Origin of the sequence: Methyloversatilis sp., from assembly GCF_965284615.1 — a bacterium.
In the GTDB taxonomy this organism is placed as follows: domain Bacteria; phylum Pseudomonadota; class Gammaproteobacteria; order Burkholderiales; family Rhodocyclaceae; genus Methyloversatilis.
This window is the reverse complement of record NZ_OZ260098.1, coordinates 2487716-2500389: the sequence shown is the minus strand read 5'-3', so window position 1 is coordinate 2500389 and position 12674 is coordinate 2487716. Positions and strand designations below refer to the sequence as shown.

The window sequence follows — 12674 nt, the reverse complement described above, 5'->3', positions numbered from 1 at the left end:
CGGAAGCGGTCCGCGGCGTGGGCGACAAGCACTGTTGCGGCGCACTAATTTTGACGCTCATCAAGTACTTGGCTAAACTGCGCCGCGATTTTGCAGGAATCCACTTCAACCCATAAGAAGAGAGACTCGATGAGCGCCAGGACCCTTCTTGCTGTCGTAGCCGTCTGCGCCAGCCCGCTCGCCTTCGCTGCCGAGGGCAGTGCCGACGCAGCCAAGGACAAGATTTCGATGTGCGTCGGCTGTCACGGCATTCCGGGCTACCAGACCGCATTCCCGAAGACCTACAAGGTGCCCCGCATCGGCGGTCAGTACCCGGAGTACATCGTTGCCGCGCTGCAGGCCTACAAGAACGGTGACCGCAAGCACCCGACGATGACCGGTATCGCTGCCAGCCTGACCGAGCAGGACATGGCCGACCTCGCCGCCTACTACGGCGCCCAGAAATAAGGAACGCAGGCCATGATGAAGAAATTCGCTTTCGTTGCGCTCGCCGCCATGGTGGGCATGTCCGTCGCCCACGCCGGCGATGCCGCCAAGGGCAAGGAAAAGTCCGCTGCCTGCGCCGCCTGTCATGGTGCCGACGGCAACAGCCCGGCGCCGGCCTTCCCGCGCATCGGCGGTCAGCACGAGGACTACCTGCTGCAGGCGCTGCAGCAGTACAAGAAGGGCACGCGCAAGAACGCCATCATGGCGGCTCAGGTCGGTGCGCTGAGCGACCAGGACATGGCCGATCTGGCCGCCTACTTCGCGTCGCAGGCCGGTCCGCTGGTCACCCGTCGCTGAGTTCGTGTCTCTGCTCCAATAAAAAAGCCGGCATTGCCGGCTTTTTTATTGCCCCGCTTGCCGTGCGCCGCCGTTCAGAGCTTCAGGCGGCCGCCCGGGCAGTAGCCGGCCTTTTCCAGCCGGCTCAGGGTTGGTGCCAGATTGAGCGTGGTCTGCGTGCGCAAATGGCGCGCCCGCTCGCGCAGCGTGTCCAGCGACAGGTCGATCACCTCGGCACCACCGGCGACGCAGATCGCATTGCCTTCGTCGAGCGAGGGCAGCACCAGCGCTCGCCCGTCGTGGGCGTCGATCAGGCGCTGCGCACTGGCGCGGAAGCCGCGCGTGCGACCAAACATGTTCAGGCTGACACGCCCATCCGTGGCAAGGCGCGCACGGCAGTGCTGGTGAAAGGCGGCGGTATCGAGCGCATTGGCGCGCGCCCGGTGGTCATAGCCATCGACCAGGATGAAGTCCCACGCCGTCTCGCTTTCGGCGACGAATTTCGCGCCGTCGTCGATGACGATGCGCAGACGCTCGTCCTCGGCCGGGAGCCGAAAATGCATCGCCGCGACGGCCGGCATGCGCGGATCGATCTCGACCACGGTGATGTCGGCCCGCGGGCAGTAACGATGCAGAAACTTGGTGACCGAGCCCGCGCCCAGCCCGATCACCAGCACGCGTGCCGGCCACGCGTCGTGCGGCGCGAACAGCAGCGGCAGCATCATTTCGCGCGTGTATTCCAGTTCCAGCGCGAACGGGCGCGCGACGCGCATGGCGCCCTGCACCCATTCGGAACCAAAGTGCAGGTAGCGCACGCCGGCCGCCTCGGACACGTCTATCGAATTGCGCGGCGTCTTCGTGCGCCCGCTGCCGAACAGCGTGGCGAGGCTCAATTGCGCTGCTCGGGCAGCACGATGTTGACTTCGAGTACCTCGTAGTTGTCCTGCTTTTCGAGCTGAACCTTGATGTCTTCCGGGTTCACGCGCACGTATTTCGAAATCACCGCCACCAGTTCCTGCTGCAGCGCCGGCAAGAAGTCGGGCGCCGAGTTCGATCCGCGCTCGCGCGCGATGATCAGCTGAAGGCGTTCCTTCGCGATCGAAGCGGTCTTCTGCTTCTGGCCGAAGATCAGGGAAAGCAGGGACATGCTTACTTCCCTCCGAACAGGCGCTTGAGCAGGCCGGGCTTTTCGTAGTTGACGAAGCGCAGCGGACGCTCCTCGCCGAGGAAGCGCGCGACCACGTCTTCGTACGCCTGGGCGACGTCGCTGCCTTCCATGTGGATGGCTGGCGTACCCTGGTTCGAGGCCTGCAGCACGATTTCCGATTCCGGGATCACGCCCAGCACCGGGATGCGCAGGATTTCCTGCACGTTGACGTGGCTCAGCATTTCGCCTTCAACGGCGCGCTTGGGCGAGTAGCGGGTGACCACCAGATGTTCCTTCACCGGCTCGCGGCCGTCGCGCGCGCGGCGCGATTTCGACTGCAGGATGCCGAGGATGCGGTCCGAGTCGCGCACCGAACTCACTTCCGGATTGGTCACGATGACCGCCTCGTCGGCGAAGGTGAGCGCCATTACCGCACCGTGCTCGATGCCGGCCGGCGAGTCGCAGACGATGTAGTCGAAACCCATGTCGGCGAGGTCCTTCAACACCTTTTCGACGCCTTCTTCGGTCAGCGCGTCCTTGTCGCGCGTCTGCGAGGCGGGCAGCACGAACAGGTTGTCGCAGTGCTTGTCCTTGATCAGCGCCTGGGTAAGGTTGGCTTCGCCGTGGATTACGTTCACGAAGTCATACACCACGCGGCGTTCGCAGCCCATGATGAGATCAAGGTTGCGCAGGCCGACGTCGAAATCGATCACCGCGGTCTTCTTGCCGCGCAGTGCGAGGCCGGACGAAAAAGCGGCGCTGGTCGTGGTCTTGCCCACGCCGCCCTTGCCGGATGTGACGACTACGATACGGGTCACTGTGTTCTCCCTCTTGTGATTCAGGTGGTCGCCAAAGCGGCGACGGTCAATACCTGTTTGTCCGAATGGTCTTCCAGGCGCACGTGCGCCGGTCGGCGCAACAGTTCGCCGCTGGCCGTGTGTTCGAAGGTCTTGTACACGCCGGCGATCGACACCAGTTCCGCCTCGAAGCAGGTGGTGAAGATGCGCGCCTGCGTGTCGCCCGAGGCGCCGGCCAGTGCGCGGCCACGCAGCGGCGCGTAGATGTGGATGTTGCCGTCGGCGATCACTTCGGCGCCGGCACTGACCATGGCCAGCACCACCAGATCGCAGCCGCGCGCATAGATGCGCTGACCGGAGCGCAAGGGCTTGTCGATGATTTCGGTGCGTCGCGACGCTTCGTGGGCGACCGCCGCGGGTGTGTTCGCCGCCGCCGGCTCGGGGGGCGCTACTGCCGCAGGCGGTTCGGGCGTCGGTTCAGGTTCGCGCTCGGGCGCGGCGCGCGGCGCGCTGTCGGCCGCCAGCACGGCCATGCCAAGCGCGCGCGCATCGTCCGCGGCAGCGTCGCACGCGGCTTGCACGGCGATGGCGGTCAGCGCATGGCGGCCCAGGGCGTCGCGGATGGCCGGCAGGTCGGGGCGGGCGTCGGCCGGCAGTTCGCTGCAGTCGATCACCACCGGTTCGCCGGAAAAGAAGCCGGGCATGCTGCCGAGCCGCGCGTCGAGCGCTGCGGCGATGGCCGTGCTGTCGTCGCTGCGCAGCACGGCACGCATCGCTTCGAGCGTGGCGCTTTTGAGTTCTATGGCCGAAGTATCGGGCTTGCGCGCCATGGGGAGTCCGCGGGAAATGTCGAAAGTCTACTCAGTGCCCGACCTGCGGGCAACACGGCGTTTCAATGCACCGCCGCCGGCGGATCGCCGAACAGGCGGGCGATGTCGGCTGCGCTGAAGCGGTAGTCGTGATTGCACATGTCGTCATGGATGTGCAGCTCGCCCTTCTCGGCGAGGATGGATTCGACCTCGGCGCGGCCCAGCGACAGCACCAGCCGACGCACCTTTTCCTCGTCGCGCGGGCAGTGATGGCGCGGCGTCTGTGCCTCGAACACGCGGATGCCGCCGGCCTGTATCTCCTCGTGGAACAGTCGGCCGAGCAGCGTTTCAGTGTCCAGCGTCTTCAGTTCGTCCGGCGTCACCGTGGCGGCCAGATGGCACACACGGGCCCAGCCGTCGGCGTCGCGCTGATCGGCGCCCGGCAGCTTCTGCAGGAACAGCCCGCTCGCCGTATCCCCGTCGGCAGCCAGCCACAGCGCCGTGGGCTGCTGCTCGGACTGTTCGAGGAAGTGCTCGAATACCTCTGCCACGGTCGCGCCTTCGAGCGGTACCACGCTCTGGTAGGGCGTGGGAGAGCTTTCCGGCTGCATGGTCATGACCAGATGGCCATCGCCCAACAGTTCGGGCAGCGGTGCTTCGACCAGCTCGGCCGGCGCACTCGCCATGCCACGGATGCGCAATTGCTGGTCGCAATCGACCACCAGCATGCCCACCGCGCCATTGCCGCGCACCTGGACTGTCAGCCGACCTGGCTGCTTGAGCTGGCCGCCCACCATCAGCGACACCACGGTCACTTCGCCGAGCAGTCGCGTCACCACCGGGCCGTAGCCGCGGCCACGCAGCATCGACTGCCAGCCTTCGGACAGGCGCACGCGGGCGCCGCGGATGTCCAGACCTTCGAACATGAAGCGCTGGATCAGGTCAGGTGCGCTCATCCGAGCACCTCGGACCAGCGTTGGGGGTCGAAACCGATCAGCAGTTCGTCACCGTGGTCGACGATGGGCCGGCGGATGGCGGACGGGTTGGCGCTGAGCAGCGCGAATGCGCGATCGGCGTCGAGGTCGGCGGTCTGGTCAGGCGGCAGCTTGCGGAAGGTGGTGCCGCGCGTATTGACGACGGCCTGCCAGCCGGCGCGGCGTATCCAGTCAGCCAGGGCGTCTGCCGGTACGCCGTCCTTCTTGTAGTCATGCAGTTGGAAGTCGATGTGCCGGTCGGCAAGCCAGGCGAAGGCACGCGACATGGTGTCGCAGCGCTTGATACCGAAGACGCGAAGCATGGGGTGTTGAGGTGCGAAATCCGGAGAGCGCGCATTGTACGTTGCACCGCCGGCGCCTGCTGCGGGTGACGAATGGCCTCCTGGGGCTGGCGTCATCGTCCTGCAATGGTTAAGATTTGGAAAATTTATCCGAAACAACAAACTGGCACGCGAAATTGATCGGCTTATTCAGGTCTTTCGCGCGCATCAACAGTGGGAGACGTGCATGATGTTTCGACGCCCGGGCCTCTATGCCCTGACGCTGGTTTTCGGATTTTCGATGTTTGCCGCCGATGTTGCGCTTGCAGCGCGTTCGGTCGCCAGCGGCAAGCAGGTCAAGTCGGCGGTCCGCCCTGCGGCCAAGATCGCCTCCAAGAAGCGTGTTTCGCCCACAGTGCAGGCCGCGGCCAAGCGCTCGGCGCCGCTTGCTGTCGCGGTGCCGGCCTTCCGCCCGCCGAAGCCGCCGGCGCAGCGTCACTACGCGGTCGATGGCAGCACCTTCTACGCGGACGGCGTGCGGGTGCGCGCCGCCGGCCTGGAGGGAATTGAAATGGCGGGTGCCTCGGGCATGGCCAAACAGCGGCTGCAGCAACTGCTTGATTCCGGTCGCGTCAGCATCGAACCGCTGGGCATGGATGGCGGCGACGTCACGCTGGCCCGGGTGCGGGTCGATGGACGCGACGTGAGCGAACTGGTCAGCGCGCGCTGAGTCCAGCGCCGAATGAAAAAGGGCCCGGTGATTACCTGGCCCTTTTTCATTGTCCTGTCGTCTGAGGATCAGCCTGCGGTCAGCGCAGGGTTCCGGCTGCCGTGTGTTTCCTTCGCGGCCGGTGCGTCGTCCGCCACTGCCTCGTCGGCGACCGTTTCGGCGTCAACCGGCTTCAGTTTGCGGGTGTTTTTCGGGCTGACCGTCGGCAGCACGACCTCGATCTTGTTCTGCGTCATGTAGTCGTTCATTTCGCGCCAACCGGCGAAGATGGCGGCCTTCGACGCCTTCGGATTCAAGGCGTAGCAGTCCTCGAGCGCGCGGCCGGCGTGGCGGCAGGCGCCGCCGACGGCCTTGGCCTCCAGTTCCTTCTGCGCTGCGGCGCGGTTGGGATCGGGAATGGGCAACTTGTCGCACGCGGCCACAAGGACTGCGCACGCGATCAGCACGATGGAGGGGACAGCTTTCACCTGGGGGCGCTTCCGGAGATTGGGCACACACCCTGTCTACGGCAGCGCGCCCCCGCCGCTTGAGTGCCGTGACGCGCTTACAGAGCGCCGCGCGAATACTCGGCCAGCAGCGTGTCCTGTGCACAGTGGCGCGCCGCCCGCGACACTCGGCGGCGGTAGCGGCCGTCCGGCTCCATCTCCCACGACTGGCTGTTGTCCAGCAGGTAGGGGCGCAGGCCTTCCTTCATGATGCGTCGCTTCAGCTTCGGATCGAGTACCGGGAAGGCCACCTCGATACGGCGGAAGAAGTTGCGCTCCATCCAGTCGGCGCTGGCGAGGTAGAGCTTTTCCTCGCCGTCGGCGTGGAAGTGATAGATGCGCGAATGTTCGAGGAAGCGGCCGACCACCGAACGCACGGTGATCTTGTCCGACAGGCCGGGCACGCCCGGGCGCAGCGCGCACACCCCGCGCACGATGAGGTCGATGTCCACGCCGGCCTGACTGGCCGCGTAAAGCGCTTCGATCGTCTCGTCCTCGACCAGCGAATTCATCTTGGCGATGATGCGGCCCTTGCGGCCGGCACGTGCGTTCTCCGCTTCCTGCCCGATGGCGGCGATCACGTTGCTGTGCAACGTGAAGGGTGCCTGCCACAGATGGGTGAGCGTGCCGGCGTGTCCGAGGCCGGTCAGCTGCTTGAATACCTCATTCACGTCCTCGCCGATCTGCTCGTTCGCGGTCATCAGGCCGAAGTCGGTGTAGAAACGGGCGGTGCGCGGGTGGTAGTTGCCGGTACCGAGGTGCACGAAGCGGCGGAAGCGGTGCACGCCATCCACCTGCTCGCGCCGCACCACCATCAGCAGCTTGGCGTGCGTCTTGTAGCCGAACACGCCATAGACGACATGTGCGCCAGCCTCTTCGAGGCGCGACGCCCAGTTGATGTTCGCTTCTTCGTCGAAGCGCGCCATCAGTTCGACCACGACGGTGACTTCCTTGCCCTTGAGCGCGGCGCGCACCAGCGCTTCCATCAGCACGGAATCGGTTCCGGTGCGGTACACCGTCATCTTGATCGCCACGACTTCAGGGTCGTCAACCGCCTGCTGCACCAGGTCAATCACGGGCTTGAAGGACTGGAAGGGATGGTGCAACAGCAGATCCTGCTTGCGGATCATGGCGAAGATGTCGTAGCGCTTTTCCATTGTGCGCGGCACCTGCGGCACAAAGGGCGGGTATTTCAGATCCGGGCGCTCGACCCAGTCCGGCACCTGCATCAGACGCACGAGGTTCACGATGCCCGGCGCGCGGTAAAGGTCGTCGCGCGTCAGGTTGAACTGCTGCAGCAGGAAATCCGCCATGTGTTCGGAACAGTTGTCCGCAACTTCCAGCCGCACGGCGTCGCCGTAATGGCGCTGCGGCAGTTCGCCCTGCAGCGCCTGACGCAGGTTTTTTACCTCTTCCTCGTCGAGGAAGAGGTCGGAGTTGCGGGTGACGCGGAACTGGTAGCAGCCGAGCACGTTCATGCCTTCGAACAGATCGCCGACATTCATGTGCATGGCCGACGACAGGAACACGAAGCCGTGGTCCACGCCGGTCAGTTCCTTCGGCAGCTTGATCACGCGCGGCAGCGCGCGCGGTGCCTGCACGATGGCGTAGCGCGAACTGCGGCCGAAGGCGTCGCGGCCTTCCAGCTCGACGGCGAAGTTCAGGCTCTTGTTCAGCACGCGCGGGAAGGGGTGCGAGGGGTCGAGCCCGATCGGCGTCAGCACAGGCATCAGCTCGCGCATGAAGTAGTCGCGCACCCAGTCGCGTTGCGCTTCGGTCCAGTCGCCGCGGCGCAGGAACACGATGCCTTCCTTTTCCAGCAGCGGCAGGATGACGTCGTTCAGCAGCGAATACTGTTCGGCGATCAGTTGGTGCGCTTCGGCGGCAATCAGCCGCAGTGCTTCCTGCGCGGAGCGGCCGTCCGAGGTGACACCGCGGGCGCCCATGCGGATGTGTTCGCGCAGGCCACCGATGCGGACCTCGAAGAACTCGTCGAGGTTGCTCGACACGATGCACAGGAACTTCAACCGTTCGAGCAGCGGTACGCGTTCGTCCGCCGCCTGCGCCAGCACGCGCCGGTTGAAGGCGATCAGCGACAGTTCGCGATTGATGAAGTGATCGGGTGCGTAGCGTGGCACCGGCAGGATGGACGGCATGATCGGTTTCTGTCTCTGAAGTTGTTGTTATGCGACCCGGTATTTTGTGACACAAGTGCTATGGAATTATTACAGCGTCCGGGCGCCTCGTGCTTGACGGCGCGTGGCTTGCGCGCTGCTACACTCCGCGCTGATCTCTTTTATTGCATCGCCGCATGAGCTACGAACTTCTCGCCGCAGTCAACCTCGGGTCCAACAGTTTCCGGCTCCAGGTCGCGCGGGTGATCGATGACCAGATCTACCCGCTCGACGGCGTGAAGGAAACCGTCCGCCTGGCGGCCGGTCTGGGGCACGGCAAGTTGCTCGACGGGGCGTCGCAGCTCAGGGGGCTGGAGGCGCTGTCCCGTTTCAACGAGCGTCTGCGCGGCTTCGCGCCGGACCAGGTGCGTGCGGTGGCCACCAACACGCTGCGGGTGGCGAAGAACGCGCCGCAGTTCCTTCCGCAGGCCGAGGCGGCGCTGGGCTTCCCGATCGAGGTGATCGCCGGGCGTGAGGAGGCGCGGCTGATCTACGTCGGCGTTGCCCACACGCTGCCCAATCCTTCCAGTCAGCAACTGGTGGTCGATATCGGTGGCGGCTCGACCGAGTTCATCATCGGTCGCAGCTTCGAGCCGATGGCGCTCGAATCGCTCTACATGGGCTGCGTCGCCTTCAGCCTGCGCTATTTTCCCGACGGCCGCATGGACAAGAAGTCGCTGCGCGAGGCCGAACTGGCGGCGCGGCGTGAACTTGAAACCATCGAGCAGGACTACCGGTCGCTCGGCTGGGACGAGGCGGTGGGTTCCAGCGGCACCGCCCGCGCGCTGCTCGACATCATGGAACTGAACGGTTGGTGCCAGGGTGCGCTGACGCGCGAAGGCATGGACAAGCTGCGTTCGCTGCTGCTGCGCGTCGGTGACGTGAATCGTCTCGGGGTGGCCGGGCTCCGTCCGGACCGCCTGCCGGTGCTGGCGGGCGGTTTCGCCATCATGTCGGCGGTATTCGACGCCTTCCGTCTCGAACGCATGAGTTTTTCCGAGGGTGCGCTGCGGCTGGGCGTGCTGTACGACCTGCTCGGGCGCTATCACCATCGTGACCTGCGCGACGCGACCGTGCTGCAGTTCGTGCGCCGTTACCAGGTGGACCAGCGTCAGGCCGATCGTGTCCACGCCACGGCGCTCAAGCTTTACCGGCAGCTTGAGCCGGATGCCGGCGACGATCATCCGGACCTGCACCTGTTGAGCTGGGCGGCGCGCTTGCACGAGCTGGGCATCTCGGTGGCGCACGCCGGCTACCACAAGCACAGCGCCTACATCGTCGGCAATGCCGACATGCCGGGCTTCTCGCGCATGGACCAGGCGCGACTCGCGCGGCTGGTGCTGGCGCACCGCGGCAAGCTGGAGAAGGTGAATTCCGCCGCCGCCGACCTGCGCGACTGGCCGCTCATCCTTTGTCTGCGGCTGGCCGTGCTGCTGCATCGCAGCCGCGACGACTACGACGAACTGCCGCTGCGCCTCGACCGCAGTGGCGCGGGCTACGTCATGTCGGCTCGTGCCGAATGGCTGGCGGCGTCACCGCTGACTGCCGCCAGCCTGCACGACGAGCAGCGTCTGTGGGCGGCGATAGGCATCGAGCTCAAGCTGCGTCCGCAGCGCGCCAAAGGCCAGTCGGCCGCCTGAGCGCCAGATCATGGGCGTCCCGACGATTGCGTTCGAGATGTCCGGGCCGTTGCGCGTTGCCGTGCTGGCCGGCGACTGGACGCTGACGGGACTGGAAGGACGCCTCGACGCCTTGCGCGCGCAACTTGCCGCGGCCGAAACAGGCCACATCGAGAGCTGGAGTCTCGCCGCCGTGAGCCGTCTCGATTCGCTCGGCGCCAGCGTGCTGTGGCGTGGCTGGGGCGACCGGCTGCCGGACCGGCTGGAGGCTGATCCGCGTACGCGCAGGATGCTGGAGTCGGCGGCGACGCTCGGGGTACGCCGCCGCGCCGGTGCACCGCAATCGCGTTTTGGCGATTCGCTTGTCGCCCTTGGTCGCGTCGGCATTGCGCTGTGGCGCCAGCTGATCGGCATGATCGCGCTGACCGGCCAGATGCTGTTCGATCTCGCCGCTGCATTGCGTCGCCCGCACGACGCACCGCTGCGCGAGCTGTCGGCCAATCTGTACAAGACCGGCGTGACGGCGCTGCCGATCACCGCGCTGGTGGGCTTCCTGATCGGCGTCGTGCTGTCCTATCTGTCGGCGCTGCAACTGAAGACCTTCGGCGCAGACGTGTTCATCATCAACATCCTCGGCATCGGCATCGTGCGCGAACTGGGGCCGGTGCTGGTGGCGGTGCTGGTGGCCGGACGCTCCGGCTCGGCGATGACCGCGCAGCTCGGCGTGATGCGGGTCACCGAGGAGATCGATGCGCTGACCACGATGGGCGTGCCGGCCACGTTGCGGCTGGTGTTGCCCAAGGTGCTGGCACTGCTGGCGGCGATGCCGCTGCTGGTGCTGTGGACCTCGTCGGCGGCGCTGTTCGGCGGCATGGTGGCGGCGTCGATACAGCTCGACATTAGCTACGGTTTCTTTCTCGAAACCCTGCCGCGCGTAGTGCCGATCGCCAATCTCTACATCGGCCTGGGCAAGGGTCTGGCTTTCGGTCTGGTGATCGCGCTGGTCGCCTGCCATTTCGGACTGACGGTGAAGCCGAACACCGAAAGCCTGTCGGCCAATACGACGCGTTCGGTGGTCAGTGCGATCACCTGCGTCATCCTGGTCAACGCGGTGTTCGCCATTGCTACGCGTCACATCGGCATGCCAACATGAACGACGCGGTCATCGACATCCGCGGGCTGGTCACGCGCTTTGGCAGCAATGTCGTGCATGACGGACTGGATCTCGCTCTGCCGGCAGGCGAGGTGCTGGCGCTGGTCGGTGGTTCGGGCAGCGGCAAGACCACGCTGCTGCGCCAGGTGATCGGCCTGCTGCGGCCGCAGCAGGGGCAGATAAGGGTGTTCGGTCAGCCGCTCTTTTCCGGCGATGCGCTGGCCGACCGCCAGTTGCGGCGTCGTTTCGGTGTGCTGTTCCAGCAGGGCGCCCTGTTTTCCGCACTCAACGTGCTGGAGAACATCGCCTTTCCGCTGCGCGAACTGCGCTGGCTCGATCGCGATGCCATCCACGATCTGGTCATGATCAAGCTCGCCATGGTCGAACTGGAACCGCAGCACGCCTGGCTGATGCCGGCCGAACTGTCCGGGGGCATGATCAAGAGGGTTGCGCTGGCGCGCGCGCTGGCGCTCGAACCGGAGCTGCTGCTGCTCGACGAACCGACAGCCGGCCTCGATCCGGACCGCTCGGAGGCCTTTGTCGCGCTGATCCGTCGCTTGCGCGATCAGCTTGGTCTGACCGTGGTGCTGGTGACCCACGATCTCGACACACTGGCGGCGCTGGCGACTCAGGTCGCCGTGCTCGGCGAGCGACGTATACTCGCTTACGGTCCACTTGATCACGTCATGAAACACGATCATCCCTTCATCCGCAGTTTCTTCTGTGCCGAACGCATGTCGCGCCTGCTCGCGCGCAGCGGGAGCTGATCATGGAAAGCCGCGCCCACGCACTGGCTGCAGGTCTGTTCCTGCTGCTGATGAGTGTCGCCGTCGGACTGGCCATCTGGTATCTGTCCAGCGGGGACGACGCCGGAGAGGAGTACCTGCTGGTGACCACGGCCGATGTCGGTGGCCTGAGTCCGCAGGCTCAGGTGCGCTACCGCGGCATCCGTGTCGGCAAGGTGAGGGACATTTCCATCAACCCTGACAACCCGCGCGAAATCCACGTCCGCATCTCGATTCCGGAGCGCTATCCGGTGACCGCCGGCACGCGCGCAGAACTTGGCTATCTCGGCGTGACCGGTCTGGCGCTGATCGACATGACGGACGATGGCTCCGACCCGACGCCGCTGTCGCCGGCCGACGCCCGCATCCCGCTGCGTGGTTCGCAGTTTGGCGGACTGGGCAACAAGGCCAGCGACACGATGGACGTGATGCGCCAGGTGCTGTTGCGCCTGCATGTGCTGCTCGACGACCGCAATCTCGAACGCATAGGCGCGACGCTGGGCAGCCTGCAGTCGGCGACTGCGCACCTGGACCGGACGCTGGTCCATCTGCCGGGCGTCGCCGGCGATCTGCGCGAAACGCTGCAACGCGCTCAGACAGTCCTGTCGGCTGAAAATATCGAACGCAGCGGGCGCATCCTCGGTCAGCTGGAGGCGGTCAGCGCCCAAGGCGCGCCGCTGGCGCAGGAACTGCGGACCGTGCTGGCGTCGATGCAGCAGTTGTCATCGCGGCTCGATGCGCTGGCTGCGAGCATGGGGCAGCAGATCAACGGCGACACCTTGCCGCGGCTGCAGACGCTGCTCGACGAAGCGAACCGCGATGCCCGCCAGCTGCGACGTGTGCTGGGCGAGCTCGAGTCTTCGCCACAGATGCTGCTGCTCGGGCGCGAGACGCAACAGCCCGGGCCCGGCGAGCCCGGTTTCGATCCCGCCGCCGGCAGAGCGCGCGACTGAGGAGC

The 12674-nt window shown here is 65.8% G+C and carries 15 protein-coding genes; 7 read left to right on the top strand and 8 right to left on the bottom strand.

The genetic code is table 11. From position 1 onward, the window contains the following. Positions 1 to 129 precede the first annotated feature (129 nt). Positions 130 to 447, top strand: coding sequence for a c-type cytochrome (locus ACQ66H_RS11810; RefSeq protein WP_304008106.1), 318 nt, complete (start codon positions 130 to 132; stop codon positions 445 to 447). A gap of 12 nt (positions 448 to 459) precedes the next feature. After that, a complete protein-coding gene (locus ACQ66H_RS11805; RefSeq protein WP_019918047.1) occupies positions 460 to 783 on the top strand; it encodes a c-type cytochrome in 324 nt (107 codons plus the stop codon). A gap of 74 nt (positions 784 to 857) precedes the next feature. On the opposite strand, the gene ACQ66H_RS11800 is transcribed toward ACQ66H_RS11805, so the two are convergent. From ACQ66H_RS11800 to ACQ66H_RS11775, 6 genes are all read right to left on the bottom strand, one after another. Next, the gene (locus tag ACQ66H_RS11800) at positions 858 to 1655 is read right to left on the bottom strand and encodes a fused MFS/spermidine synthase (RefSeq protein WP_430434188.1); all 798 of its coding nucleotides are present in this window, start codon (positions 1653 to 1655) and stop codon (positions 858 to 860) included. Beyond that, complete coding sequence (minE, locus tag ACQ66H_RS11795; RefSeq protein ID WP_019918050.1) at positions 1652 to 1909, bottom strand: cell division topological specificity factor MinE; 258 nt, start codon at positions 1907 to 1909, stop codon at positions 1652 to 1654. The genes ACQ66H_RS11800 and minE overlap by 4 nt, the downstream gene beginning before the upstream one ends. A gap of 2 nt (positions 1910 to 1911) precedes the next feature. Then, positions 1912 to 2727: a septum site-determining protein MinD gene (gene minD / locus ACQ66H_RS11790; protein ID WP_430434187.1), complete on the bottom strand. Its 816-nt coding sequence runs from the start codon at positions 2725 to 2727 to the stop codon at positions 1912 to 1914. 20 nt (positions 2728 to 2747) lie between these two features. After that, complete coding sequence (gene minC, locus ACQ66H_RS11785) at positions 2748 to 3536, bottom strand: septum site-determining protein MinC (protein ID WP_430434186.1); 789 nt, start codon at positions 3534 to 3536, stop codon at positions 2748 to 2750. Between the two features lie 62 nt (positions 3537 to 3598). Next, complete coding sequence (locus tag ACQ66H_RS11780) at positions 3599 to 4471, bottom strand: Hsp33 family molecular chaperone HslO (protein WP_430434185.1); 873 nt, start codon at positions 4469 to 4471, stop codon at positions 3599 to 3601. Further along, positions 4468 to 4812, bottom strand: a complete 345-nt coding sequence (locus ACQ66H_RS11775; protein WP_425761871.1) for a Spx/MgsR family RNA polymerase-binding regulatory protein — start codon at positions 4810 to 4812, stop codon at positions 4468 to 4470. The genes ACQ66H_RS11780 and ACQ66H_RS11775 overlap by 4 nt, the downstream gene beginning before the upstream one ends. A 34-nt stretch (positions 4813 to 4846) precedes the next feature. Here ACQ66H_RS11775 and ACQ66H_RS11770 point away from each other — a divergent pair, with 34 nt between their 5' ends. Further along, a complete protein-coding gene (locus tag ACQ66H_RS11770; RefSeq protein ID WP_430434184.1) occupies positions 4847 to 5500 on the top strand; it encodes a hypothetical protein in 654 nt (217 codons plus the stop codon). A 68-nt stretch (positions 5501 to 5568) separates the two neighbouring features. Here ACQ66H_RS11770 and ACQ66H_RS11765 read toward each other — a convergent pair whose 3' ends face one another. Beyond that, entirely contained in the window at positions 5569 to 5967 is a 399-nt protein-coding gene (locus tag ACQ66H_RS11765; RefSeq protein WP_430434183.1) for a hypothetical protein, read from the bottom strand. Between the two features lie 77 nt (positions 5968 to 6044). Continuing rightward, positions 6045 to 8141, bottom strand: a complete 2097-nt coding sequence (gene ppk1 / locus ACQ66H_RS11760) for a polyphosphate kinase 1 (protein ID WP_020164880.1) — start codon at positions 8139 to 8141, stop codon at positions 6045 to 6047. A gap of 155 nt (positions 8142 to 8296) precedes the next feature. Between ppk1 and ppx the strand changes: the two genes are divergently transcribed. The 4 genes from ppx to ACQ66H_RS11740 are packed head-to-tail and all read left to right on the top strand — an operon-like array spanning position 8297 to position 12669. Continuing rightward, complete coding sequence (gene ppx, locus ACQ66H_RS11755; protein ID WP_430434182.1) at positions 8297 to 9799, top strand: exopolyphosphatase; 1503 nt, start codon at positions 8297 to 8299, stop codon at positions 9797 to 9799. 10 nt (positions 9800 to 9809) lie between these two features. Beyond that, positions 9810 to 10931, top strand: a complete 1122-nt coding sequence (locus ACQ66H_RS11750) for an MlaE family ABC transporter permease (protein WP_430434181.1) — start codon at positions 9810 to 9812, stop codon at positions 10929 to 10931. Continuing rightward, complete coding sequence (locus tag ACQ66H_RS11745) at positions 10928 to 11698, top strand: ABC transporter ATP-binding protein (protein ID WP_430434180.1); 771 nt, start codon at positions 10928 to 10930, stop codon at positions 11696 to 11698. The genes ACQ66H_RS11750 and ACQ66H_RS11745 overlap by 4 nt, the downstream gene beginning before the upstream one ends. Positions 11699 to 11700: 2 nt before the next feature. Beyond that, a complete protein-coding gene (locus ACQ66H_RS11740) occupies positions 11701 to 12669 on the top strand; it encodes an MlaD family protein (protein ID WP_430434179.1) in 969 nt (322 codons plus the stop codon). Positions 12670 to 12674 lie beyond the last annotated feature (5 nt).

Bases quoted from the DNA above. Each gene is read 5' to 3' on its own strand.
- ACQ66H_RS11810 (WP_304008106.1), top strand. From the start codon at position 130: ATGAGCGCCAGGACCCTTCTTGCTGTCGTAGCCGTCTGCGCCAGCCCG.
- ACQ66H_RS11805 (WP_019918047.1), top strand. From the start codon at position 460: ATGATGAAGAAATTCGCTTTCGTTGCGCTCGCCGCCATGGTGGGCATG.
- minE (WP_019918050.1), bottom strand. From the start codon at position 1,909: ATGTCCCTGCTTTCCCTGATCTTCGGCCAGAAGCAGAAGACCGCTTCG.
- minC (WP_430434186.1), bottom strand. From the start codon at position 3,536: ATGGCGCGCAAGCCCGATACTTCGGCCATAGAACTCAAAAGCGCCACG.
- ACQ66H_RS11780 (WP_430434185.1), bottom strand. From the start codon at position 4,471: ATGAGCGCACCTGACCTGATCCAGCGCTTCATGTTCGAAGGTCTGGAC.
- ACQ66H_RS11775 (WP_425761871.1), bottom strand. From the start codon at position 4,812: ATGCTTCGCGTCTTCGGTATCAAGCGCTGCGACACCATGTCGCGTGCC.
- ppk1 (WP_020164880.1), bottom strand. From the start codon at position 8,141: ATGCCGTCCATCCTGCCGGTGCCACGCTACGCACCCGATCACTTCATC.
- ppx (WP_430434182.1), top strand. From the start codon at position 8,297: ATGAGCTACGAACTTCTCGCCGCAGTCAACCTCGGGTCCAACAGTTTC.
- ACQ66H_RS11750 (WP_430434181.1), top strand. From the start codon at position 9,810: ATGGGCGTCCCGACGATTGCGTTCGAGATGTCCGGGCCGTTGCGCGTT.
- ACQ66H_RS11745 (WP_430434180.1), top strand. From the start codon at position 10,928: ATGAACGACGCGGTCATCGACATCCGCGGGCTGGTCACGCGCTTTGGC.
- ACQ66H_RS11740 (WP_430434179.1), top strand. From the start codon at position 11,701: ATGGAAAGCCGCGCCCACGCACTGGCTGCAGGTCTGTTCCTGCTGCTG.